Here is a 23164-nt window from a genome sequence, read left to right on the forward strand (position 1 = left end):
CGAAGGGAGCCATGGGCTCCCTTTGTCTTTTTCTCAATACCGAATCATGGGTTGAGATTACTTCAGCGTCAGCAGGTAGTTCACTAGGTCAAAATATTCGTCGAGGGATTTGACGGACTGACCTTGTACCAAATAACGGTTGTTCACAACAACGGCAGGCACACCCGTTAGGCCGCTATCTTGGAACTGTTTATCAAAACGGCGCACCATAGAATCCACGGCAAAGCCGTTGTAAGTCGCATCAAATTTCGCGGCATCAATCCCTTCATCTAGGAAAATTTGGCGCAGTTCTTGTTCATCTTTCGGTGGCTTACGCAGAGTGTGAATGCGGTTAAACATCACGGGCACCATTTTATCTTCCACTTCGAGTGCAATCATGGTTGCGTACGCTTTGCTCATCGCTGGACCCATGTTGCCACCCATGAAAGAGACGTGGTTTTTCTGCAGTTTTGCCCCTTCTGGCAACTGCTGCTTCAACTGAGCAATGATGGGTTCGAAAGTGTTACAGTGCGGGCAGTAAAATGAGAAAAACTCACTGACGACTGGTGAAGAAGAGGCGGGTGTTTTTAACACTTGGTAGTGTTCACCTTCTTTAAATTGAGCCGCATAGGCTGACACGCTTAACATCAGAGTTGCAACCAGTGCAAACAGCTTTTTCATGACTTTCTCCATTGGATTTATTGTGTTGGCTTACCACTGCGGCTGCAATGATAACGGGGGTTCTTGTAAAGTGGCAATCTGCTCTTTAAAAGCGAGGATCTGATTCTCCCAGTATTTCGCGTCATTAAACCACGGAAATGCGATTGGAAAAGCCGGATCTTGCCAGCGTTTGGCGAGCCATGCCATGTAGTGCACCATGCGTAGACCACGTAAAGGCTCGATTAGTTTCAATTGTTGAGGATTAAAATCGCAAAACTCTTGGTAGCCTTCCAAAACGATATCTAATTGGATCAGTTTGTCTTGGCGATCACCATGCAACAGCATCCAGAGATCTTGAACGGCAGGGCCATTGCGCGCGTCATCCAGATCGACAAACATCGGGCCATCGCGCCATAAAATGTTGCCGGGGTGGCAGTCTCCGTGCAGACGGATTTGCGGCTGGGTGGGTACCCAATGCTGCTTGATTTCAGCGATTAAGACATCGAGATCATGAAAAAACACCCGCTGTAAATGAGCAGGAATGCAGTGACTGTACTCCAAGGTATGTCTGGGTTGGTGTAAGTATTCATCCAGCGACAAAGTTGGGCGGTGGAGAAAGGGTTTACTTGCTCCGACTTTGTGAATGCGCCCCAGAAAGCGGCCAACCCACTCTAAGTGTTCCTCATTATCCACTTCGTATTGGCGACCGCCCATGCTGGTAAACAGGGCAAAACGGTAGCCTTGATAGTGGTGTAGCGTCGCGCCATTGAGTCTCAGCGGCGGGACGATCGGGATCTCTTCTTGTTCCAGTTCGAGCGCGAAATCATGCTCTTCTTGGATCTGCTCATCGGTCCAACGTTGTGGGCGATAAAATTTCACCACAAAGCGGCGACGCTCTTCATCGGTAAACTGGTAGACGCGGTTTTCATAGCTGTTGAGTGGCAAAAAGCCTGACTCAGCACGAATGCCGATACTTTCCAGTGCGTACCAAATCAGATCGGGAGTTAAAGCATCAAAATGAAACGTGGCTTGGGTCATTGAATAAAAAGGGCTCATTACTGAGCCCTTTACCATACTGGTGAGTGTCAGAGCTTTTGAATAAATCGGCTCTCGACTTCAAGGGTAAATTGGTGGCTTTCGTCGTGCAGTATAAACTGAATTGTCGTGACCGCAGAGCTGAGATTTTCTGGTTTGGCTCCGAGCGTCATGGGTAGATTGAGTACTTCACCCGGTTGCACAACCACACTTTGTTTGCCGTACCAAGAGACCGGATCCAATCCTTTAACTGACAGCTGATAGGTCTGTGGCTGCTGGGTTTTGTTGATCACCTTGAGGTTGTAAGTGTTTTCAATTTCGCCCGAGCCGTTGGTTCTAAACAGTTGAGTGCGATCGCGAAGAACGGTTAACCCCGCGGGATCCACGGCGGCCACTTGAGCAAAGAACAAGCCAATCATGACTAAGAACACCGCTCCATAACCGAGCAGTTTGGGGCGCATCACTTTAGTGTGTTTGCCAGATAGGCGATGTTCTGTGGTGTAGCTGATCAGCCCTTTCGCGTAGCCCATGCGTTCCATGGTGTTGTCACAAGCATCAATACACGCACCGCAGTTGATACACTCATACTGCAAGCCGTCACGAATATCGATACCGGTTGGGCAGACTTGCACGCAGAGATCGCAATCAATACAGTCGCCTAAACCGAGCGCTTTGGGATCCGCTTTGCGAGAGCGTGGCCCACGTTGTTCGCCGCGCGCGACATCGTAGCCGACAATAAAGGTATCTTTATCGAACATGGCGGATTGGAAGCGCGCATATGGGCACATGTGGATACACATGATTGAGCGCATCCAGCCTGCGTTGCCGTAAGTACAAAGGGCAAAAAACAGTACCCAAAACACTGGCCAGAATGCGGCACTTAAAGTAAAGAAGTCGATCACCAGTGCGCGAATGGGCACAAAGTAGCCGACAAAAGTGAAGCCTGTGACTAAGGCAATCGCCAACCAAGCGATGTGCTTTAAGGTTTTACGCGCCACGAGTTCTGCCGTCATCGGACTGTTGTCTTGCTTACGTCTTTTGTTGGCATTGCCTTCGAGTTTTTCTTCAAACCAGATGTACATAAACGTCCACACGGTTTGCGGGCAGAGATAACCACACCAGACACGGCCTAAGAAGGTAGTGATAAAGAACAGGCCGAAGGCGGCGATCATAAACAGCAGCGCTAGTAAGGTCAGATCTTGTGGGTAGAGCGTGGTTCCGAAGAAGTTAAATTGTTGGTTGCCAATATCAAGCAAGATAGCTTGCCGATCGCCGTAAGAAATCCAAGGAACCAACCCAAACAACAGCAGCAGAAACCAGCCACCATAACGGCGCAGTTTCTGGAAGGTACCTTTACTTTCACGAACATAGATGTGATTACTTGGGTTAAAGCGATCCCCTCCTTGCCCTTTGTGGGTCTTGGGGTTGAACACTTTGGGAGTCACATCTTTAACATCGATTTTATCCTGACTCATGACACTATCCTTTTCAGGCATTCGGTGTGATTTCTTTTGCTCACACTCAAATACATTGCTCATTCCCTCTTAAAGGCTGATGTAAGAGGGGACTGATGGTTTTTTAGGCCGTAAGTATAGCGTCAATCAAACGTTTATTTCTTTAAGGCAATCAACCTTTAACAACAAATTCCCTTACAATTCTTCACCCTATTAACCACTTGATAAAAAAAGCGGCTTTCGCCGCTTGCTCATTTTGGTTTGGATGTGGACTGCCGAGCGTTATCCCCTTCCTACTTGAAGCTGCAGCGGTGTTGGCTACGCTCGTTCACCCCAATCACATAGTTTGCCTATGCTCATGGGGATTCACTTACTTGCCGCCTACCTGCAACTCCAAGTTGTTTGGGTATATCAACAGAATTATTTGATGATGCCTCGTGCACGTAAAATGGCGGTTTTGAAATCATCTTCATAATCTTTTTTAAGTCCTGGGATCACCGCATCTTTTGCGCTGTTACGCATCTTGAGATGGTAAATCAGCACATCATCGGTCAGATCTTCGAGAGCACCTTGGTAACCCGCTTCTTGAGCCAGTTTAAGTAAGAATTGAATCAAGTTGAGCTCGGAATCTTTGTGCCATTCAGGCTCAAGCAGTTGCAGTAGTTCTTCTACGCGATGACATTTCATGACTTTCTCCACAATTTTTATATACCCTTCCTACTTGAAGCTGCTGCGGTGTTGTCTACGTTCGTTCACCCCAATCACATAGTCTATCTATGCTCATGGGCTATGCTCATGGGGACTCACTCACTTGCCGCCTACCTGCAACTCCAAGTTGTTTGGGTATAGTGATTTGTGGCTAAAGGTACCAAAAGCGCTGAGCAATACCAATTCGCAGGCAAGAAAAAAGCGCAGGTTTTACTGCGCTTTTCAATTAAGCTGCCTGAACCACTTTGGTTTCGGGGGATGCGGTCAACGCATTTCTTTCAACCAGCGTGGGGGCTGTTGCTGTTTTTTTCGCAACGGGAGCCACTGCAAAACCACTGCGGCGACGCATTGCACTACGGTTTGTATTTGAAAACCTGACGGTTGTTGGGCGCATGACATAACCTAACTGTCAGGCATATCCATTGCCGATGCTACACCCTGGCTCATTATGAGTGGCTCTTGAGTACAGGACGTAACCGAGATTCACTCTTTTGGCGATTGCCGATCCGAACAATGAGACAGGAATAATGATATGCGTTCATATCGCAAATAGAGTAGCACCAGTTACTAAAATGATCGATAGTTGACCAATTTTGCGTAACATTTATTTTCAACTGCGTGGATTGAGTGAGACAAGGGTTAGCCCTTACTATGCAATTCTCACAACAGGAGGTGTCTATGTCGTTTATCAAGAAAACCCTCGCCAGTTTTGGGATTGGCTCTGCGAAAGTCGATTCGGTGTTGCAGCAGGAAGTGCTCTATCCCGGCCAATCCGTTAAGGTCATCATCCATGTTTATGGCGGCACAACAGCGCAAGTCATTGATAATATCGAGCTCAAGCTTTGTTGCCGTTATATTGCGGAAGTGGCGGATGAGCGCGGTCAGCAACAAGGCCAGCCAATGCGCCGAGTTCCTCATACCTACACCTTAGCCAACTGGTCTTTACCGTACGCCTTTACGATTGAGGCGGGTGAAACGCGTAATTTTGATATCGAACTCAGCATCCCTTGGAATACCCCAGTGACGATAGGGGATGCCAAAGTTTGGTTAGAGACCGGATTAGATATTGCGCTGGCGCTGGATCCTACCGATAAGGACATTCTCACCGTGCGCCCTGAGCCGATGATGGATGGTATTTTTAGTGCGCTGGAAGCACAAGGTTTACGTTTACGTCAGGTTGAGTGTGAGCAAGCCAAAGGCTTCGCACTGCCTTTTGTGCAAGAGTTCGAATTTGTTCCCACCACGGGGCCATTTCAAGGCCGCTGGCGTGAAGTTGAAATCGTGGCTTATCGTGATCCTGAAGCCTTACAGCTCTGGTTTGAGGTCGATCGTTATCAACGAGGCGCATCCGGCATGTTGGCCAGCTTGCTAGGGCGCGGTGAGCTCAAGCGACATCTCACTTTACCTGCGCACACATCACCACAGGAAGCCGGGGAGCAAGTGTTGGCGTTTCTTGATCGCAGCTGCTGATCTCGCGGCCTGAAATTTTAGCTAACACATGTAAGCTCAATGTGCGATACTAAAGCCAAGTTTCAGACTCGGATTGAGTGAGTATGTCGAACAGTTATGGCTTTAAAGAAGAAGTGGCCAATGCGATAAGTCATGGCGTTGGCCTTATCTTAGGGATAGTCGGTTTAGTGCTGCTGTTGGTCAAAGCGGTGGATCAGCAAGCCGATGCATTGACCATTACCAGCATGAGCATTTATGGCGGCAGTATGATTGCGCTATTTTTGGCTTCTACGCTGTACCACGCTATCCCTTATCAGCGTGCAAAACGTTGGCTAAAAACCTTTGATCACTGTGCTATTTATCTACTGATTGCGGGCAGTTATACGCCATTTTTACTGGTCAGTTTGCGCACACCACTGGCGGTTGGTTTGATGATTGTGATCTGGTCGCTCGCGCTTATTGGCATTCTGATGAAAATTGCTTTTGTCTACCGCTTCAAAAAGCTCTCTTTGGTGACGTATCTGACCATGGGCTGGCTTTCGCTGATCGTGATTTACCAGCTTGCCATTCATCTTGAGGTGGGTGGGCTCACTCTGCTGGCGGCGGGTGGACTTATCTATTCACTCGGGGTGATTTTCTACGTCGCCAAACGGATCCCATACAACCACGCCATTTGGCACGCTTTTGTGCTGGCGGGATGCGCATGCCATTTCTTGGCCATTTATCTGTATGTCGAGCCGATTTAGCTTTGACGGATAAGATAGGTAAAAGAGGAAACGCGCATTTAGCGCGTTTCAATCTGTTTGATGGTAGCGTGCAGTGTGTACTGACTCTGCTCTGCGAGGTTTAACTCCAGTGGTTTGCCTTCCATTGAAGTGCGCGGGCGCAAATAGGTTTCCGCCATTCGTTTGATCGACTGCCAAATCGTCACTTCCTGCTCTTCACTCCACACGCCTTGTGCATCCTGCACTCGAATCGCGAGACGAACCGCAATCACTGACTGACTACTCTGGTTAGTGATTGCACTGCTCAGCTTGAGCTGACCATGCTCATAGCGCGGAGCGCTCAGTACCACATCGACGCCTGAATCACTGAGTTGCAAAACAGAGCGATGATCACCCACAGTGATTGCCACACCACTCAATGTCGGTTGAGAGATCACCGGTGCAGCGAGCGGGAGAGGAGTCAGCTCGCTTGTCTGCTGGGGCTGAGTCTCTTGTGGCACATACTGCCAAGTAAAGTCATCGTTGAGCTGAATATAGCGGCCATCCTTGAGCTGTACAGTTTCACCGGCCCAAGTGGATAAGCTCACTAGGCTGGCTGCCAATATGAGTTTTTTCATTACGTTTCCTTTTAGTGACGCCAGAATGCCGGGAAAAAGAGCACCAAAATCGTCAGAATTTCTAAACGTCCCATCAACATTCCAAAGCTCAAGAGCCATTTGGCGGCATCCGGTAGAGGGGCAAAGTTACCCGTTGGGCCAATGATGCTGCCCATACCTGGACCCACGTTAGCGACGGCAGTGACCGCGCCAGAGATACTGGTCACAGAATCCAATCCCATTGCCGATAACGCGCCAGCCAGTACCACGATAGTGATGAAAAACGTCAAGCCAAAGGCGACAACGGAGCGGATGATCTCTTCATTAACCGGGCGCTTGTTATAGCGCTGGATAAAAATGCCAGAAGGGTGGATGAGATTCAGCAGTTGCTTTTTGAGCAGTGCCATCGCTATTTGGAAACGAAAGACCTTAATGCCGCCAGAGGTAGAGCCCGAGCAAGCGCCGACCATCAATAGGAAGGCAAAAATGGTTGAGGGGAGCGCGCCCCACGCGGTGAAATCATCCAGGCCATAGCCTGTGGTTGTGACGACGGAGACAATGTTAAACATCGAAACTCGCAGCGCATCCAATATCGCGTAATCGTTTTTGAGCCACAACCAACCTGCGACCAGTAAACTGGAGATCATAAAGAGCCAGAAGAAGCCGCGTACCTGCTCATCTTTGAGTAAGGCTCGTGCACTCTGTTTGCGCAGGGCCTGCACAAACAGTAAAAATGGCAGGCCGCCAAGAAACATAAAGAGTGTGCCAACCCAGTGCGCGCCGTGTGAGAAGCGGTTCATCGAGCTATCACTGGTCGAGTAGCCGCCGGTGGAAAGCGTGGTAAAGGCGTGATTAATCGCTTCAAACGGCGTCATACCTGTGGCGATATAGCTCAAAAAACAGAGCCCAGTCAAAACCAGATACACCGCCACAATGTTTTTCGCGACGGTTTTCGCGCGCGGGCTGCTTTTATCCGACCAATCAGACGATTCGGTTTGGAACAGCTTCATCCCCCCAACATTGAGCATCGGCAATACCGCTACCGCCATCACGATAAAGCCAACCCCACCTAACCATTGCAAAATGGAGCGCCACAGCAAAATACTGGGCGGCATATCATCTAAGCCACTGAGTACCGTGGAGCCTGTGGTGGTAAGGCCGGACATGGTTTCAAAATAGGCATCGGTAAAGCTGATGTGGTTGATAAACACAAAAGGCAGAGCGGCAAATGCGCTGGCAATCGTCCATACCAAGCTGGTGATCAGGAACATATCACGTACGTTGAGCCGAAAATGTTCAGTGCGACCGATACTTAAGCAGAGAAAAGCCACCAGATGGGTAATGATGACGGCTTGCGCGAAATCGAGAAAACCGCCGCTGCCAGTAAAAAATGCCACCAGAGTCGGCACGTACATGAATAGGGCTAGCTTAGACAGCACTAGCCCGATGATAAACGTAATTGGGCGTAAGTTGAGCATAGCGCCAACCTTTACAAGAAGAATGGGCTCGGCTGGAATAGCGTTTCCACGTCGGGCACATATTTTTTATCGACCAAGAACATGACGACGTGATCGTCTTGCTCGATGACAGTGCGGTCATGGGCAATCAGCACTTCTTCGCCCCGCACAATAGCGCCAATTGTCGTGCCCGGAGGCAGTTTAATATCGCCCACCGCTCGTCCTACTACCTTAGAGGTTGATTCATCGCCGTGGGCGATCGCTTCAATTGCTTCTGCCGCTCCACGGCGTAATGAAGAGACGTTGACAATATCGGCGCGGCGCACGTGAGTGAGTAGCGCAGAAATGGTCGCTTGCTGCGGGGAGATCGCTACATCAATCACACCGCCTTGGACTAAATCGACATAGCCGCTGCGTTGGATAAGCACCATGGCTTTCTTGGCTCCCATGCGTTTGGCAAGCATGGCCGACATAATGTTGGTTTCATCTTCATTGGTGAGGGCGATAAACACATCGACCTGATCGATATTCTCTTCCGACAGCAGCTCTTGGTCCGCGGCATCTCCACAAAAGACGATGGTATTTTCCAACTGTTCAGATAACTGTTCCGCACGTTGGTAATTATGTTCAATCAGCTTAACGCTGTAAGTTTGCTCTAGGCGTTTAGCGAGGCTGGCACCTATGTTACCGCCGCCGACAATCATGATCCGACGATACGGTTTTTCAAGGCGCTGCAACTCACTCATCACCGAGCGAATATGGTTACTCGCGGCGACGAAAAACACTTCATCATCCGCTTCAATAATGGTGGTGCCTTGCGGACGAATTGGGCGTCCCTGACGGAAAATCGCCGCCACGCGAGTATCGATGTGCGGCATGTGATCGCGTAGGGCAGAAAGGGCGTTACCAACCAGTGGACCACCGTAATACGCTTTAACGGCCACCAAGCTGACTTTTTCTTCGGCGAAGCTCACCACTTGCAGCGCGCCCGGATACTGGATCAAGCGCTCGATATAGCTGGTGACCAGTTCTTCCGGTGCAATCAGGTGATCGACGGGGACCGCGCCAGATTGAAACAGCGCTTCTTTTTCAGCGAGATATTGCGGAGAGCGGATACGCGCAATCCGGTTGGGCGTGTTAAACAGAGTAAAGGCGACCTGACAAGCGGCCATGTTGGTTTCATCGGTATTGGTGACCGCGACCAGCATGTCAGCATCTTGTGCGCCAGCTTCGCGCAGCACATCAGGGTGGCTGGCGTGGCCATTGACTACACGCAAATCATATTTATCTTGTAAATCGCGCAGTCGGTCAGCGTTTTTATCGACCACAGTAATGTCGTTGTTTTCGCCTACCAAGTTTTCAGCGAGCGTGCCGCCGACTTGTCCTGCACCAAGAATGATGATTTTCATAACTTGTTCTCTTTGTTTGCTCACGCCCAAGGTGAGTTGTGGCTCACCTTGGTTGACCGAATCAGTGTTGTTTGCTTAATACGGCGTAATAGAAACCGTCCATTGCTTCCTCTCCGGGAAGGATTTGGCGGCCGGGCTGCGCGGGATCGGAACCCACTAAGCGCGCATCTGGCGTGCGTTCAAGGAACGCTTTGACCTGTAGGCGGTTTTCTTGTGGTGTGATCGAGCACGTTGCGTACACCAAACTACCACCGGGTTTGAGTTGTTGCCACATCGCATCCAAAATTTCGCGCTGTAGCTCGGCTAATGCCGCGATATCGTCTGCGCGGCGCAGCCATTTGATGTCGGGATGGCGGCGAATCACGCCGGTCGCCGAACAAGGCGCATCCAACAAGATGCGGTCAAACTGTTCGCCTTGCCACCACTGTTGCGGGTAACGCGCATCGCCACAAATCACTTGCGCAGTGAGCTGTAAACGCTGCAGGTTTTCTCGCACGCGTTTGAGGCGAGTTTCATCACAATCAATCGCGACGACTTGGCTCGCTGGTGTGCGCTCCAAGATGTGCGCAGTTTTGCCACCGGGGGCCGCGCAGCAATCTAAAATCAGCTCTCCTGCTTGCGGTGCAAGGTAAGTCAGTGCTAACTGCGCAGCTGCATCTTGTACTGAAACCCAACCTTCGGCGAAACCGGGCAGTTGGTGCACATCACAAGGCGTTTCCAAGCACAGCGCATCTTCGGCTTGCGCATGAGGCGTAGTGACGATGCCAGCTTGTTCGAGCAGGGTTTGATACTCAGCACGAGTATGGTGTTGATGATTGACGCGTAGCCACATCGGCGCTTTGCTGTTGTTGGCTTCAACAATTTGTTGCCACTGCTCTGGATAGCTCTCTTTTAGGAGCTTGAGTAACCAGCTAGGATGACCGTAGCGCCCAGCATCATGGCTGGTGGCTTGGGCATCTAAGCCTTCTTGGTCACGCTGATAGTTACGCAGCACCGCATTGATCAAACCACGCAGACGAGGGCCTTTCAAATCTTGCGCGCCTTCAACGGTTTCCCCTACCGCAGCATGGGCGGGAATACGCATAAAGCTCAGTTGGTATAATCCGACGAGGATCAGGAAGTGGAATACGCGTTGTTTGCCTTTCAACGGTTTTTCCATCAGAGCTTGGCTGATGGATTCCAAACGTGGCAATTGGCGCAAAACGCCGTAGCAGATCTCTTGCAGCAGGGCGTGATCGCGTGGGCGAATTTGCTGCTGAGCCGCAGGCAAAGCATTGGACAGGGAGTGCCCTAAATCAACCACTTGGTAAAGAGCCGACGCAGCAGCGGCGCGAACATTCATAATAAAACCTAAACAAAAAGCCAAACCCTAGCCATCCATCGGCTAGGGTTTAGAGTTAATTGAGTTGTGAGCCGACGCTAAACCAGTCGGCGCGCGCATTGAGAATATCTTGTACCGGTAAGGCTTTTTTGCCCGGAATTTGTAGGCTTTCGAGCACCAACACGCCTTGTCCGGTTGCGACGTAAATGCCGCTTTTATCGGCTTGGACAATGGTGCCCGGAGCTTCAGTCACCGCTTGGGTTTCCACTCGGGCCTGCCAGACTTTGATGCTGTTTTCCGCCACCTCAAAATGGCTCATCGGCCATGGATTAAAGGCACGAATACAGCGCTCAATATGTGTCGCTGCATCACTCCAGTTAATACGCGCTTCTTCTTTGCTGAGTTTATGCGCGTAGTTCGCCAATCCATCATCTTGTTTGACCGCAACCGCTGTGCCTTGAGCGATATCTTGTAAGCACTCGAGCAGCGCTTGTGGACCAAGTTCTGCCAGTTTGTCGTACATCGAGGCACTGGTGTCGCTCGCTTCAATCGGCAGAGTCGCGATTTTCAGCATATCGCCGGTATCAAGGCCGACATCCATCCGCATGATGGTTACGCCAGTTTCGCTATCACCCGCCCAAATGGAGCGCTGGATCGGCGCCGCACCCCGCCAACGCGGCAGAATCGAACCGTGCACATTAATACAGCCAAGTTTAGGTGTATCCAAAACTACTTTAGGCAGTAGCAAGCCGTAAGCCACGACCACCATTAAATCGGCGTTGAGTGCGGCAAGCTGTTGTTTAGACTCGTCTGATTTAAAGTTCTCTGGCTGATAAACCGGAACGTTGTGCTCAAGTGCAAGGGTTTTGACTGGGCTGGCGGTGAGTTTTTTGCCGCGCCCCGCTGGGCGATCCGGTTGGGTGTAGACCGCAATAATCTCATGCTCCGAAGACAATAACGCCGCCAAGTGACGGGCGGCGAAATCCGGAGTACCTGCAAAGACAATACGTAGTGATTGGCTCAAGGTTACCTCACAGTAATTTATTTTTTCTCATTGAAGCGTTTGATTTTCTCTAGCTTCTCTTTGATGCGGTTGCGTTTGAGTGGTGACAGATAGTCAACAAACAGTTTGCCCGCGAGGTGATCGAGTTCGTGCTGTACACAGATAGCCAGCAGGTCATCTGCATCAAACTGGTACTCTTGACCATTGCGATCCAGCGCTTTTACGGTCACTTCTGCGGCGCGAGGCACTAAAGCTCGCGCACCTGGGACGGACAAACAGCCTTCTTCAATGCCATCTTCACCGCGCTTTTCGATGATCTCTGGGTTAATCAACACCATAGGCTGATCGCGAGTTTCAGAAATATCGATCACCACGATGCGTTGGTGAATATCGACTTGGGTCGCCGCTAAACCGATGCCTTCTTCGGCATACATGGTTTCCAACATATCATCGACGATTTGTTGGATTTCTGGGGTGACTTTTTCGACCGGTTTCGCAACGGTACGCAGTCGATCATCTGGGAATGTTAATACTTGCAATACAGACATATACACTCGAAATGTTGAACTGTGCCGAAACAGCTTAATGCGTGTTGGCTCAATTCTAGACATTTTATGACCCAAATGACAGCATCCGAACGTGATTTCTCCGAACCCCAGTCATTTTTTCGACCAAGGATGCAAGGTCATGGCACGATTAACCCATTATATTGCCTACGCTTTATTGCCTTTCACTTTACTCAGTGGACAGGTGACCGCGGATGAGCAAACTCCATTGGCTCTCAAACCCAATGCACCGACCACCTATACCGTAGTGAAAGGGGATACCTTGTGGGATATTTCCGCTCTGTATCTCGATAGCCCATGGCTGTGGCCAAGGCTTTGGCAGGTGAACCCAGAAATTGATAACCCACATTTGATCTACCCCGGTGATAAGCTGACGCTGTTTTGGCGTGATGGGCAACCTGTACTCAGTTTAAAACCGATGCGTAAACTGAGCCCGCAAGTACGAGTGCTAGAAAAACAAGCCGTCCCAACGGTGCAGGAAGGCTTGGTGTTGCCTTATTTGCAATCTGACCGTTTGATGGCCAAAACCGCCTTACAAGATAGTGTGCGTGTGATTGGTTCCAATGATGGCCGTCAATATCTCACCAAGCAAGAGCAGCTCTATATCTCAGGAGTGCAAACTGAGAAAAAATGGGGCATTTATCGCGAAGTCGCTCAATATCAACGTGATGATGAAGTCATGGTTGCGCTGCGTTTAGTGGCGGTGGGCGAGTTGGCGATGACGGGGGGGAACTTTAGTGGCCTAAGCTTGCAAGAGCAAAATCAAGAGATTTTAGCCAATGATATTGCTTTACCAGAAGTGGATCTCGAAGAACTCCAGCTTTCAACAACGTTCTATCCTCAACCTGCACCTACTGGGAGTGAAGCGCACATTCTTGGTTCGCTAGAAGGCAGCCAGTATGCCGGGCAGAATCAAGTGGTGGTGATTGATCAGGGGAGTAGTGATGGCGTTGCGCAAGGCAGTATGTTTGAACTCTATCAAGCTGGCGTGAAAGTCAACGGTAAACAAGGTCAGTTTACTTACCAAGCCGAAGGATCAGATGCGGATGTGCAACTACCGAGCACTAAAGTTGGCACTTTAATGGTGATCCGCCCTTACGAGCGTTTCAGTTTGGCACTCATTACCAACAGTTCGGCACCGATCAGTATTGAGGTGCTGGCACTGTCTCCACAAGAGGAGAGTCAAGCTGAGCAGCCGGATGTGGCACAATCTGCAGAACAAACTGATTTGGCTGATGATGCCAGTTAATGAAAGAGCAGGATTTGGCGACATGGTTGGCGCTCTGTTTTACCCCTAAGCTGGGCAGCAAAACCATTTCTCACCTGCTTGCGACCCGTTTGCCAGCCCAGTTGCAAAGTTTTACGCCTAAGCAATGGTTGGCCAACGGGCTTAAGCCCGAACAACTGGTGTTTTTAACCACTCAAGCGGCTAAGCAAGCCGAGCAGTGTTTGCAATGGCGCTCGGCAGCCAATAACCGCTATATCGTCACTCCTCATTGCCCGCTTTATCCCCGTTTATTGAAAGAGATTAGCTCATCGCCTCCCGTCCTGTTTATTGAAGGAATATGGGAATCGGTGCATGACCCCGCGGTAGCTATCGTGGGTAGCCGCAATGCCAGTGTTGATGGGCGGCAGATCGCTCGCCAATTTGCCTCTGAGCTCGCGCAGTCGGGTTTAGTGGTCGCCAGTGGTTTAGCGCTTGGTATTGATGGCTATGCGCACGATGGCGCTTTGCAAGCACAAGGGCAAACCGTGGCAGTATTAGGCTCAGGACTGGCAAAGGTTTACCCAAAGCAGCATCAAGGGTTAGCGGAGCGGATCATCGCCCAAGGGGCCTTGGTTTCTGAGTTTGCTCCTCACACGCCTCCTAAAGCTGATCATTTCCCGCGCCGTAACCGGATTATCAGCGGCTTATCGCTGGGCGTTGTAGTGGTAGAAGCGGCGGAGAAAAGCGGTTCACTCATCACCGCACGCTACGCGGCTGAGCAAGGGCGTGAGGTCTTTGTGGTTCCCGGATCAATTTTTAATGCCGCCAGCCAAGGTAGCAATCAATTGATTCGCCAAGGCGCTTGTTTGGTGCAAAGTGTGCAACAAATTCATCAAGAGCTCAAAAATGCGCTGACTTGGTCACTCTCTGAACAAGCTCCTTATCAAGCAACACTTTTTTCTGCTGTACAGGGCGATGAAGAATTGCCATTTCCCGAGCTGTTAGCTAACGTAGGAATAGAAGCTACACCTATTGATATTCTCGCAAGCCGGACCCAGATACCGGTGCAAGATATCATGATGCAGCTCTTGGAGCTTGAGCTCCTTGGGCATGTGGTTGCAGTACCTGGTGGCTATATTAGAAAGGGGAGAGGCTAGCTATGATGATGGATATTTTGATGTATCTGTTCGAAACCTACGTCCATAGCGATGCAGATTTGCAAGTGGATCAGGACCAGTTGGAAGATGAACTGCTGCGTGCTGGGTTTCACCAAAAAGACATCTACAAGGCCCTCCACTGGTTGGAAGAGCTGGCGGCTTTGCAACAAACCGATGCACAAACCGCCATTGCGAAAAGTGCACCCACTTCAATGCGTATTTACGCGCCGGAAGAGATTGAACGACTGGATCTCGAATCGCGTGGTTTCCTGCTGTTTCTTGAACACATCAATGTGCTGACCCCAGAAACGCGTGAAATGGTGATTGACCGTGTCATGGGATTAGAAACCGATGAGTTTGAGCTTGATGACCTGAAATGGATCATCCTGATGGTGCTGTTCAATGTCCCGGGTAATGAAAATGCTTACACATTGATGGAAGAGCTGCTGTACAGCAAAGAACAAGGCATTTTGCATTAAGCGTGTGATGTGTCTATGAGTCGTAAAATTGACCCGCAACTGTTTGCCGCTCATGAGCATGCGCTGCAATCTTCCCCTTGTCCGCAATGTGGCGCAGCATTACAACTGCGCCACGGCAAACATGGCCCTTTTTTAGGTTGCACCGCGTATCCAGAGTGTGACTACATCAAACCTCTGCATCAAAATGATGGGCATATCATCAAAGAACTCGGTGTGCCTTGCCCTGAATGTGGACATGAACTGGTGCTGCGCCAAGGTCGTTACGGGATGTTTATTGGCTGTAGCCACTACCCGCAGTGCCATCATATCGAGTCGATGGATTTCCCTTCGCAAGAGGAAACATCGCCAGATATCCTTTGCCCGGAATGCGGTAAAGGCCACCTTATCGAACGCAAATCTCGCTTCGGTAAACTGTTTTATGCGTGTGATGCGTATCCTAAATGTAAATTTGCTTTAAATAGTAAACCGATTGCTCAGGCTTGTGCTCAGTGTGGCTTTACGGTGATGATGGAAAAGAAAAGTGCAGCAGGCATGCGCTATCAATGTGCTAATCGTCAATGTGGGCATATTCAGGAATGCTAGCTTCATCATGCTCATCGCATAAAGAGTTAAAGCCGCGTTAGACGCGGCTTTATTGCATTAGTGAGGTATGGATTAAGGCAGAATTTCCTTTGCTACTGCGTGTACGGCAGGAAAAGCCTTCTCATCTAACACGGCCGCTAATTGGCACAGTTTGCGCTGTAACTCACCACTGTAATCAGCGGTCACATTGATATGCCCCATTTTGCGTCCTGGGCGTTTGGCTTTGCCGTACCAATGTACGTGGCAGCCTTCCATCGCCAATACTTCTGCGGGCAGTTGGTCTTCACCGAGAATATTGATCATCGCGGTTTCACGAACCAGTTTGGTGCTACCCAGCGGCAAGCCGCACACTGCGCGTAAGTGGTTTTCAAACTGACAGGTTTCTGCGCCTTGTTGAGTCCAGTGACCAGAATTGTGTACGCGTGGTGCGATTTCATTGACCAGTAATTGGCCTTGTACTTCAAAAAACTCCAGCGCTAATACACCGACATAATTGAGCTGCTCGGCCACCGCTTTAAACATGGCTTCCGCTTGAGTTTGCAGCGCAGGAGCATCAATGGCGGTAGAAAGGCTCAACACACCTTGGGTATGAACGTTCTCCGCTAAAGGATACACCACAACATCGCCGACTAGGTTACGTGCACCGACTAGTGACACTTCGCGATCAAAAGCGACAAATTCTTCTGCCACAATTGCTTGTTCAGGGTTGGCTGCCAGATATTGCGCAAGTTCTTGCCAAACCGATTCGATCTGCGTTGGTTCTTTCAAGCGCCATTGGCCTTTTCCATCGTAGCCTCCGAGTGCACTTTTCAGCACCATAGGCAATCCAATCTCGGCGATGGCTGAGGTTAGGTCGTCTCGGCTGCGGATCATCGCATAACGTGCATTCGCCACTTGGGCGCGATCCAGCAAGGCTTTTTCTAAGCGACGATCGCCGCCAGCTTTGATAGCTTCAGAACTTGGGTAAAGTTTGCCACTGTGTGCACAGAGATCGAGGATCGGATGAGGAATGTGTTCAAACTCAGCGGTGATCACATCGACTTGTTCAATCGCTTGCTCCAAGCCATGCCCAAGCACAGTTTGCGTTAAGGGGTGCACAATGTTTTCGCTACCCACATCAAAAGCGATCGTTTCAATATTGAGCGGTGCTCCGGCGAGCGACATCATGCGCGCCAGCTGACCAGCGCCGAGAACCAACACACGCATCTGTTACTCCTCAGCCGGGTTTGGGTTATCCAACACAGATTGAGTCTGCTTAGCGCGGAAAGCTTCCACTTTACTCATCACTGCTGGGTTGTGAATGCCGATGATTTGCGCGGCAAGTAATCCTGCATTCGCGGCACCAGCTTCACCAATGGCGAGCGTACCCACCGCAATGCCTTTTGGCATCTGCACAATGGAGTATAACGAGTCGAGCCCTGACAGAGCGCGAGATTGAACGGGCACGCCTAACACTGGCAAGCTAGTGAATGCGGCGGTCATTCCGGGAAGATGCGCAGCACCGCCCGCTCCAGCGATGATCACTTGTAAACCGCGTTCTTTGGCGCTAGAGGCGTAGTCGGCCAAAAGATGAGGAGTACGGTGCGCAGAAACCACTTTGGTCTCGTAAGCCACACCAAACTGGTCAAGCATCTCTGCTGCGTGTTTCATGGTTGGCCAGTCTGACTTGGAACCCATGATAATACCGACTGTCATCTCAAACTCCTTCAGTGTTATTTATTGGGCAAGCAAGCCCGCTTGCGGCGCATTATACGGGGATTTTTTTCTCAAGCAAACGTTTGCTTTTTCTGGTTGATGAGAAGAACTGGTCAATTGCTCCACGATTTGTACACTGAGCACAAATGAAAGAGGAGTGGCTCTGGTGGAGAATCTACAACAGGCGGTGGATGCGCTGCGCAAAGGTTGCGTTATTGCCTATCCAACCGAAGGAGTGTTTGGTTTGGGGTGTGATCCGGATAACCAAACCGCTATGCTGCGCTTATTGGCGATCAAGCAGCGCCCCGTGGAAAAAGGGGTGATCTTAATTGCCGCTAGCTATGCGCAGTTGCGCCCTTATGTCGATGAAACGCAATTAACCGCAGATCAACTGACACAAGTGCTTGCTTCATGGCCCGCGCCACTGACTTGGGTCATGCCAGCCAGCGGTGATACGCCAAGCTGGGTTCGTGGTCAGTTTGATACCGTTGCCGTGCGTGTTTCGGATCATCCGATCGTTCAGAAGTTATGTCTCGCCTTTGGGAAGCCACTGACTTCAACCAGTGCTAATCTAAGTGGCCAGCCCGCGTGCGTAACTCGACAAGAAGTCATGGTTCAGCTAGGCAATCAGATTGCGGTTGTAGTAGAAGGGAAGACCAGTGGCCGTCATGGACCGAGCGAAATTCGTGATGCTCGCAGCTTACAAGTGTTAAGACAGGGATAACCCTGCGCAGGAGAGAATGTGGAGTCGATAGTCGATAAACAAGCAGTGAAGCACTTTTTACTGCAGCTACAAGATAAGATTTGCCAACAATTGGAAGCCACAGATGGCCAAGCGCAATTTATCGAAGATGCGTGGCAGCGTGAACCGGGTGAGAAACTGGGTGGTGGTGGTCGTACGCGAGTCATGCGTGAGGGCGCTGTTTTCGAACAAGGTGGCGTGAACTTTTCCCATGTATTTGGTGAGCAGATGCCCGCCTCTGCGACGGCCCATCGTCCAGAATTGGCCGGTCGCCGCTTTGAAGCTATGGGAGTTTCTCTGGTCATGCACCCGAAAAATCCGTATGTCCCGACCTCTCATGCCAATGTGCGCTTTTTTATTGCTGAAAAAGAGGGCGAAGATCCGATCTGGTGGTTTGGTGGTGGTTTTGACCTTACGCCGTTTTATCCCTTTGTTGAGGATGGGCAGCACTGGCATCAAACCGCCAAACAGCTCTGCGCACCTTTTGGGGCAGAAATCTATAACGAGCATAAAGCATGGTGTGATCGCTACTTCTATTTACCACACCGCAATGAAACACGCGGCATCGGTGGATTGTTTTTTGATGATCTCAATGAATGGCCATTCGAGCAATGTTTCGCTTATATGCAGGCGGTCGGCGAAGGTTATACCCAAGCTTATGTGCCGATTGTCGAAAAACGCAAAAACACGCCCTTTACAGAGCGCGAGCGCCAATTTCAACTCTATCGTCGCGGTCGATACGTTGAATTTAACTTGGTGTTGGATCGCGGCACGCTGTTTGGCCTGCAAACCGGTGGGCGTACCGAATCAATCTTGATGTCGATGCCTCCGTTAGCGCGTTGGGAATACGCATATCAACCGCAAGCTGGAACACCAGAAGCCAAGCTAAGCGAGTTTTTAGTTCCGCGTGAATGGTGACAGGCAACGTTCTGAGTGATAGGGTCGCGCAAGTGACCCTTTTGATTGTTTAGGCAAGGATATGGCTTCTCAAATCGATCAGTATGCCGTTTTTGGTAACCCCATTAATCACAGTAAATCCCCCTTTATTCATACGCTGTTTGCACGACAAACCCAGCAGTCCATGATCTATACCGCACAGTGCACGCCAGTGGATGGGTTTACTGAGGCGGCGAAACATTTTTTTGCGCAAGGTGGACGAGGTTGTAATGTTACCGTGCCATTTAAAGAGGAGGCGTACCGCTTTGCCGATCGCTTAACGGAACGCGCGCGTTTAGCCGGTGCGGTAAACACGTTAAAAAAGCTGGATGATGGCGAAATACTCGGAGACAACACCGATGGTGAAGGCTTAGTGCAAGATCTACTCGCGCAGCAAGTGCTACTGAAAGGCGCGACGATTTTGTTGATTGGTGCCGGTGGTGCGGCGCGTGGCGTGCTCAAGCCGTTATTAGATCAGCAGCCCGCCTCTATTACCGTCACGAATCGTACCTTTGCGAAAGCGGAGCAGTTGGCTGAGCTTGTGGCCGCTTATGGTGAGGTAAAGGCGCAAGCGTTCGAACAGCTTAAACAAAGTTATGATGTGATCATCAACTCGACCTCTGCCAGTCTCGATGGTGAATTGCCCGTGATTGATCCGGTGATCTTTTCATCTCGCTCCGTCTGCTATGACATGATGTATGGCAAAGGCTATACCGTGTTTAATCAATGGGCGCGACAACATGGCTGCGCGCAAGTGATCGATGGCTTAGGCATGTTAGTGGGACAAGCGGCTGAAAGTTTTATGCTATGGCGTGGTTTACGTCCGGGCACGAAACAAATTTTGCGTGAACTGCGTAAAAATCTAGAAGGTGCGCTATGAACCAATCCATCTTGTTTCCCGATTTACAGCATTGGGATGAGGCAAAACAAGCCGTTGTATTTTTTGCTCAGCAAAACGGAGCATTAATCGAATGTCTTGTGGCGCGACAAGTTCTACAAGAGCTCTCAGGTGAAGCTTTAGCAGAATCGCAACACGTGATGACGGCATTCAGTGAGTGGCGTTTTGACCTAGAGGAACTCGCCGAACAGGCGATTGAAAACGAAATGTTTAACTCTCTAGGCCAAATTGAGATCACTCGCGAACGGTTTTAACGTCATTCAGATAGTCATTCTTACTCTGAACATAATTACTGGACGATTTAACGAGAAAAGCACGCTCCTTATCATTGAGAGGACGTGCTTGCTTGACCGGGCTACCCATGTACAGAAAGCCACTTTCGAGCCTTTTCCCGGGCGGAACTAAACTTCCTGCACCGATCATGATATCATTTTCAATCACCGCACCATCCAACACGATAGACCCCATGCCGACGAGAACTCGATCATGAATGGTGCAGCCGTGTAGCATAACCTTATGGCCAATGGTCACATCATCCCCAATGCATAACGGATACCCATTCGGGTTTTCGGCATTTTTGTGAGTGACATGCAGTACCGAACCATCTTGAATATTGGTGCGTTTACCAATCCGAATATGGTTAACATCGCCCCGTGCTGCCACTAAAGGCCAAATACTGGCATCGTCGCCCAGTTCTATATCACCCACAAGCACAGCACTGCTATCTATATAAACCCCTTCACCAAGCTTGGGCACTATGCCTTTGTAGCTACGAATTGAACTCATCATTTCACCCTTTTATAAGCAAGTGGTAGGTATAGTAGATGGCTTAATCATTAACAAATAGCCTGTTCTGCCTAAAACATCACCAAGTGCTCGAAAACTTTAAAAAACTTCTAAAAAGTACTTGCCAATATAACTAGGTTCTCTATAATCCGCCCTCACTGACACGGCAGACGCAGTAAGCGTTAGCAGTGATTCAGTTCGGTGTTTTAGGTGGCGAAATCGCCAACGAAAATAAACTGAAAAAAGTGTTTGACACAACAGTTTATCTCGCTAAAATGGCCGCCTCTTCTGAAGCAGACCGCTAAGAAGAGCGCTCTTTAACAATATAAACCAATCAATCTGTGTGGGCACTCGTTGATGATAATCAAAAAAGATTTATCAATGAACTGAGTGACCATTTGAATGAGCAATCATTCAGCACAGTCAATTCAACATTACTTCGCTTTTTATTAAGCAAAGAATGTAATCAGTATTCATTGAGCCGAAGCGAAAGCTTCAAAAAAACTTTTAATTGAAGAGTTTGATCATGGCTCAGATTGAACGCTGGCGGCAGGCCTAACACATGCAAGTCGAGCGGCAGCACAGAGGAACTTGTTCCTTGGGTGGCGAGCGGCGGACGGGTGAGTAATGCCTGGGAAATTGCCCGGTAGAGGGGGATAACCATTGGAAACGATGGCTAATACCGCATAACCTCGCAAGAGCAAAGCAGGGGACCTTCGGGCCTTGCGCTACCGGATATGCCCAGGTGGGATTAGCTAGTTGGTGAGGTAAGGGCTCACCAAGGCGACGATCCCTAGCTGGTCTGAGAGGATGATCAGCCACACTGGAACTGAGACACGGTCCAGACTCCTACGGGAGGCAGCAGTGGGGAATATTGCACAATGGGCGCAAGCCTGATGCAGCCATGCCGCGTGTATGAAGAAGGCCTTCGGGTTGTAAAGTACTTTCAGTAGGGAGGAAGGTGGTTAAGTTAATACCTTAATCATTTGACGTTACCTACAGAAGAAGCACCGGCTAACTCCGTGCCAGCAGCCGCGGTAATACGGAGGGTGCAAGCGTTAATCGGAATTACTGGGCGTAAAGCGCATGCAGGTGGTTTGTTAAGTCAGATGTGAAAGCCCTGGGCTCAACCTAGGAATCGCATTTGAAACTGACAAGCTAGAGTACTGTAGAGGGGGGTAGAATTTCAGGTGTAGCGGTGAAATGCGTAGAGATCTGAAGGAATACCGGTGGCGAAGGCGGCCCCCTGGACAGATACTGACACTCAGATGCGAAAGCGTGGGGAGCAAACAGGATTAGATACCCTGGTAGTCCACGCCGTAAACGATGTCTACTTGGAGGTTGTGACCTAGAGTCGTGGCTTTCGGAGCTAACGCGTTAAGTAGACCGCCTGGGGAGTACGGTCGCAAGATTAAAACTCAAATGAATTGACGGGGGCCCGCACAAGCGGTGGAGCATGTGGTTTAATTCGATGCAACGCGAAGAACCTTACCTACTCTTGACATCCAGAGAATCTAGCGGAGACGCTGGAGTGCCTTCGGGAGCTCTGAGACAGGTGCTGCATGGCTGTCGTCAGCTCGTGTTGTGAAATGTTGGGTTAAGTCCCGCAACGAGCGCAACCCTTATCCTTGTTTGCCAGCACGTAATGGTGGGAACTCCAGGGAGACTGCCGGTGATAAACCGGAGGAAGGTGGGGACGACGTCAAGTCATCATGGCCCTTACGAGTAGGGCTACACACGTGCTACAATGGCGTATACAGAGGGCAGCGATACCGCGAGGTGGAGCGAATCTCACAAAGTACGTCGTAGTCCGGATTGGAGTCTGCAACTCGACTCCATGAAGTCGGAATCGCTAGTAATCGCAAATCAGAATGTTGCGGTGAATACGTTCCCGGGCCTTGTACACACCGCCCGTCACACCATGGGAGTGGGCTGCAAAAGAAGCAGGTAGTTTAACCTTCGGGAGGACGCTTGCCACTTTGTGGTTCATGACTGGGGTGAAGTCGTAACAAGGTAGCGCTAGGGGAACCTGGCGCTGGATCACCTCCTTACACGATGGTTATCGTGATGAGTGTCCACACAGATTGATTCGGTTTAGATTTGAGCATTAAGTGGGGCTATAGCTCAGCTGGGAGAGCGCTTGCATGGCATGCAAGAGGTCTGCGGTTCGATCCCGCATAGCTCCACCATCTTTAAGCGTTTTCGCTGAGAATGTTTAAAAATGGTTTTCATCAGAAAATCTTGCTCTTTAACAATTTGGAAAGCTGACAAAACAACAAATTATTGTTGTTTGTAAAGTTCTCAATGTTTATCGAAAGAT

23 protein-coding genes, 1 tRNA gene and 1 rRNA gene are annotated in these 23164 nt (G+C 49.9%); 12 read left to right on the forward strand and 13 right to left on the reverse strand.

Features of this window, described 5'->3' with window-relative positions:
• Positions 1-57: 57 nt before the first annotated feature.
• The 4 genes from CEQ48_RS18820 to CEQ48_RS18835 all read right to left on the reverse strand — a co-directional run bounded on the left by CEQ48_RS18820 (position 58) and on the right by CEQ48_RS18835 (position 3815).
• The gene (locus CEQ48_RS18820) at positions 58-660 is read right to left on the reverse strand and encodes a thiol:disulfide interchange protein DsbA/DsbL (RefSeq protein WP_033933026.1); all 603 of its coding nucleotides are present in this window, start codon (positions 658-660) and stop codon (positions 58-60) included.
• 30 nt (positions 661-690) lie between these two features.
• A complete protein-coding gene (locus CEQ48_RS18825; protein ID WP_089072246.1) occupies positions 691-1677 on the reverse strand; it encodes a serine/threonine protein kinase in 987 nt (328 codons plus the stop codon).
• A gap of 47 nt (positions 1678-1724) precedes the next feature.
• Positions 1725-3149, reverse strand: a complete 1425-nt coding sequence (ccoG, locus tag CEQ48_RS18830) for a cytochrome c oxidase accessory protein CcoG (protein ID WP_089072247.1) — start codon at positions 3147-3149, stop codon at positions 1725-1727.
• Positions 3150-3548: 399 nt separating this feature from the next.
• Complete coding sequence (locus CEQ48_RS18835) at positions 3549-3815, reverse strand: YihD family protein (RefSeq protein WP_000649654.1); 267 nt, start codon at positions 3813-3815, stop codon at positions 3549-3551.
• Between the two features lie 699 nt (positions 3816-4514).
• Between CEQ48_RS18835 and CEQ48_RS18845 the strand changes: the two genes are divergently transcribed.
• The gene (locus tag CEQ48_RS18845; protein WP_198301206.1) at positions 4515-5306 is read left to right on the forward strand and encodes a sporulation protein; all 792 of its coding nucleotides are present in this window, start codon (positions 4515-4517) and stop codon (positions 5304-5306) included.
• An 83-nt stretch (positions 5307-5389) separates the two neighbouring features.
• Positions 5390-6031, forward strand: coding sequence for a PAQR family membrane homeostasis protein TrhA (gene trhA, locus CEQ48_RS18850; protein WP_000072082.1), 642 nt, complete (start codon positions 5390-5392; stop codon positions 6029-6031).
• 38 nt (positions 6032-6069) lie between these two features.
• Here trhA and CEQ48_RS18855 read toward each other — a convergent pair whose 3' ends face one another.
• From CEQ48_RS18855 to def, 6 genes are all read right to left on the reverse strand, one after another.
• A complete protein-coding gene (locus CEQ48_RS18855; RefSeq protein ID WP_198301207.1) occupies positions 6070-6627 on the reverse strand; it encodes a DUF3157 family protein in 558 nt (185 codons plus the stop codon).
• A gap of 11 nt (positions 6628-6638) precedes the next feature.
• A complete protein-coding gene (locus CEQ48_RS18860) occupies positions 6639-8084 on the reverse strand; it encodes a TrkH family potassium uptake protein (RefSeq protein ID WP_089072250.1) in 1446 nt (481 codons plus the stop codon).
• Between the two features lie 11 nt (positions 8085-8095).
• Positions 8096-9472, reverse strand: a complete 1377-nt coding sequence (gene trkA, locus CEQ48_RS18865) for a Trk system potassium transporter TrkA (RefSeq protein WP_000691366.1) — start codon at positions 9470-9472, stop codon at positions 8096-8098.
• A 61-nt stretch (positions 9473-9533) separates the two neighbouring features.
• Positions 9534-10814 (reverse strand): 16S rRNA (cytosine(967)-C(5))-methyltransferase RsmB, encoded by a 1281-nt coding sequence (gene rsmB / locus CEQ48_RS18870; RefSeq protein ID WP_089072251.1) that lies wholly within the window; start codon positions 10812-10814, stop codon positions 9534-9536.
• Between the two features lie 55 nt (positions 10815-10869).
• Positions 10870-11817 (reverse strand): methionyl-tRNA formyltransferase, encoded by a 948-nt coding sequence (gene fmt, locus CEQ48_RS18875; RefSeq protein ID WP_089072252.1) that lies wholly within the window; start codon positions 11815-11817, stop codon positions 10870-10872.
• 17 nt (positions 11818-11834) lie between these two features.
• Positions 11835-12344 (reverse strand): peptide deformylase, encoded by a 510-nt coding sequence (gene def / locus CEQ48_RS18880; RefSeq protein ID WP_089072253.1) that lies wholly within the window; start codon positions 12342-12344, stop codon positions 11835-11837.
• Between the two features lie 139 nt (positions 12345-12483).
• On the opposite strand from def, the gene CEQ48_RS18885 reads away from it, so the two are divergent.
• From CEQ48_RS18885 to CEQ48_RS18900, 4 genes are read left to right on the forward strand one after another with little or no spacing between them, the layout of a single operon-like run.
• The gene (locus tag CEQ48_RS18885) at positions 12484-13611 is read left to right on the forward strand and encodes a LysM peptidoglycan-binding domain-containing protein (protein ID WP_198301208.1); all 1128 of its coding nucleotides are present in this window, start codon (positions 12484-12486) and stop codon (positions 13609-13611) included.
• Entirely contained in the window at positions 13611-14726 is a 1116-nt protein-coding gene (gene dprA / locus CEQ48_RS18890; protein WP_089072255.1) for a DNA-processing protein DprA, read from the forward strand. Before CEQ48_RS18885 ends, dprA begins: the two co-directional genes overlap by 1 nt.
• A gap of 2 nt (positions 14727-14728) precedes the next feature.
• A complete protein-coding gene (locus CEQ48_RS18895) occupies positions 14729-15205 on the forward strand; it encodes a DUF494 family protein (RefSeq protein WP_089072256.1) in 477 nt (158 codons plus the stop codon).
• A gap of 15 nt (positions 15206-15220) precedes the next feature.
• Entirely contained in the window at positions 15221-15787 is a 567-nt protein-coding gene (locus tag CEQ48_RS18900) for a DNA topoisomerase family protein (RefSeq protein WP_181714887.1), read from the forward strand.
• A 72-nt stretch (positions 15788-15859) separates the two neighbouring features.
• Here CEQ48_RS18900 and CEQ48_RS18905 read toward each other — a convergent pair whose 3' ends face one another.
• Positions 15860-16993, reverse strand: a complete 1134-nt coding sequence (locus CEQ48_RS18905) for a 5-(carboxyamino)imidazole ribonucleotide synthase (RefSeq protein ID WP_089072258.1) — start codon at positions 16991-16993, stop codon at positions 15860-15862.
• A gap of 3 nt (positions 16994-16996) precedes the next feature.
• Complete coding sequence (purE, locus tag CEQ48_RS18910; protein WP_000215765.1) at positions 16997-17482, reverse strand: 5-(carboxyamino)imidazole ribonucleotide mutase; 486 nt, start codon at positions 17480-17482, stop codon at positions 16997-16999.
• 166 nt (positions 17483-17648) lie between these two features.
• Between purE and tsaC the strand changes: the two genes are divergently transcribed.
• The 4 genes from tsaC to CEQ48_RS18930 all read left to right on the forward strand — a co-directional run bounded on the left by tsaC (position 17649) and on the right by CEQ48_RS18930 (position 20312).
• Positions 17649-18206 (forward strand): L-threonylcarbamoyladenylate synthase type 1 TsaC, encoded by a 558-nt coding sequence (gene tsaC / locus CEQ48_RS18915; RefSeq protein ID WP_198301209.1) that lies wholly within the window; start codon positions 17649-17651, stop codon positions 18204-18206.
• Between the two features lie 18 nt (positions 18207-18224).
• Positions 18225-19142: an oxygen-dependent coproporphyrinogen oxidase gene (hemF, locus tag CEQ48_RS18920; protein ID WP_000443983.1), complete on the forward strand. Its 918-nt coding sequence runs from the start codon at positions 18225-18227 to the stop codon at positions 19140-19142.
• Between the two features lie 61 nt (positions 19143-19203).
• Positions 19204-20040 carry a shikimate dehydrogenase gene (gene aroE / locus CEQ48_RS18925; protein WP_089072260.1) on the forward strand — a complete coding sequence of 279 codons (837 nt, stop codon included), beginning with the start codon at positions 19204-19206 and terminating at the stop codon, positions 20038-20040.
• A complete protein-coding gene (locus CEQ48_RS18930) occupies positions 20037-20312 on the forward strand; it encodes a DUF1488 family protein (protein ID WP_001076442.1) in 276 nt (91 codons plus the stop codon). The genes aroE and CEQ48_RS18930 overlap by 4 nt, the downstream gene beginning before the upstream one ends.
• Here CEQ48_RS18930 and CEQ48_RS18935 read toward each other — a convergent pair.
• The gene (locus CEQ48_RS18935; protein ID WP_198301307.1) at positions 20293-20844 is read right to left on the reverse strand and encodes a gamma carbonic anhydrase family protein; all 552 of its coding nucleotides are present in this window, start codon (positions 20842-20844) and stop codon (positions 20293-20295) included. The genes CEQ48_RS18930 and CEQ48_RS18935 overlap by 20 nt on opposite strands.
• A 508-nt stretch (positions 20845-21352) precedes the next feature.
• On the opposite strand from CEQ48_RS18935, the gene CEQ48_RS18950 reads away from it, so the two are divergent.
• Both CEQ48_RS18950 and CEQ48_RS18955 read left to right on the forward strand, forming a co-directional pair.
• Positions 21353-22895 (forward strand): 16S ribosomal RNA (locus CEQ48_RS18950).
• 62 nt (positions 22896-22957) lie between these two features.
• Positions 22958-23033, forward strand: a tRNA-Ala gene (locus CEQ48_RS18955).
• The last annotated feature ends 131 nt before the right edge of the window (positions 23034-23164 follow it).

The organism is Vibrio tarriae, assembly GCF_002216685.1.
Classification (GTDB): Bacteria; Pseudomonadota; Gammaproteobacteria; order Enterobacterales; family Vibrionaceae; genus Vibrio; species Vibrio tarriae.

Coding starts and splice junctions, on each gene's coding strand:
- CEQ48_RS18820 (WP_033933026.1), bottom strand. CDS start 660: ATGAAAAAGCTGTTTGCACTGGTTGCAACTCTGATGTTAAGCGTGTCA.
- CEQ48_RS18825 (WP_089072246.1), bottom strand. CDS start 1,677: ATGACCCAAGCCACGTTTCATTTTGATGCTTTAACTCCCGATCTGATT.
- ccoG (WP_089072247.1), bottom strand. CDS start 3,149: ATGAGTCAGGATAAAATCGATGTTAAAGATGTGACTCCCAAAGTGTTC.
- CEQ48_RS18835 (WP_000649654.1), bottom strand. CDS start 3,815: ATGAAATGTCATCGCGTAGAAGAACTACTGCAACTGCTTGAGCCTGAA.
- CEQ48_RS18845 (WP_198301206.1), top strand. CDS start 4,515: ATGTCGTTTATCAAGAAAACCCTCGCCAGTTTTGGGATTGGCTCTGCG.
- trhA (WP_000072082.1), top strand. CDS start 5,390: ATGTCGAACAGTTATGGCTTTAAAGAAGAAGTGGCCAATGCGATAAGT.
- CEQ48_RS18855 (WP_198301207.1), bottom strand. CDS start 6,627: ATGAAAAAACTCATATTGGCAGCCAGCCTAGTGAGCTTATCCACTTGG.
- CEQ48_RS18860 (WP_089072250.1), bottom strand. CDS start 8,084: ATGCTCAACTTACGCCCAATTACGTTTATCATCGGGCTAGTGCTGTCT.
- trkA (WP_000691366.1), bottom strand. CDS start 9,472: ATGAAAATCATCATTCTTGGTGCAGGACAAGTCGGCGGCACGCTCGCT.
- rsmB (WP_089072251.1), bottom strand. CDS start 10,814: ATGAATGTTCGCGCCGCTGCTGCGTCGGCTCTTTACCAAGTGGTTGAT.
- def (WP_089072253.1), bottom strand. CDS start 12,344: ATGTCTGTATTGCAAGTATTAACATTCCCAGATGATCGACTGCGTACC.
- CEQ48_RS18885 (WP_198301208.1), top strand. CDS start 12,484: ATGGCACGATTAACCCATTATATTGCCTACGCTTTATTGCCTTTCACT.
- dprA (WP_089072255.1), top strand. CDS start 13,611: ATGAAAGAGCAGGATTTGGCGACATGGTTGGCGCTCTGTTTTACCCCT.
- CEQ48_RS18895 (WP_089072256.1), top strand. CDS start 14,729: ATGATGATGGATATTTTGATGTATCTGTTCGAAACCTACGTCCATAGC.
- CEQ48_RS18900 (WP_181714887.1), top strand. CDS start 15,221: ATGAGTCGTAAAATTGACCCGCAACTGTTTGCCGCTCATGAGCATGCG.
- CEQ48_RS18905 (WP_089072258.1), bottom strand. CDS start 16,993: ATGCGTGTGTTGGTTCTCGGCGCTGGTCAGCTGGCGCGCATGATGTCG.
- purE (WP_000215765.1), bottom strand. CDS start 17,482: ATGACAGTCGGTATTATCATGGGTTCCAAGTCAGACTGGCCAACCATG.
- aroE (WP_089072260.1), top strand. CDS start 19,204: ATGGCTTCTCAAATCGATCAGTATGCCGTTTTTGGTAACCCCATTAAT.
- CEQ48_RS18930 (WP_001076442.1), top strand. CDS start 20,037: ATGAACCAATCCATCTTGTTTCCCGATTTACAGCATTGGGATGAGGCA.
- CEQ48_RS18935 (WP_198301307.1), bottom strand. CDS start 20,844: ATGAGTTCAATTCGTAGCTACAAAGGCATAGTGCCCAAGCTTGGTGAA.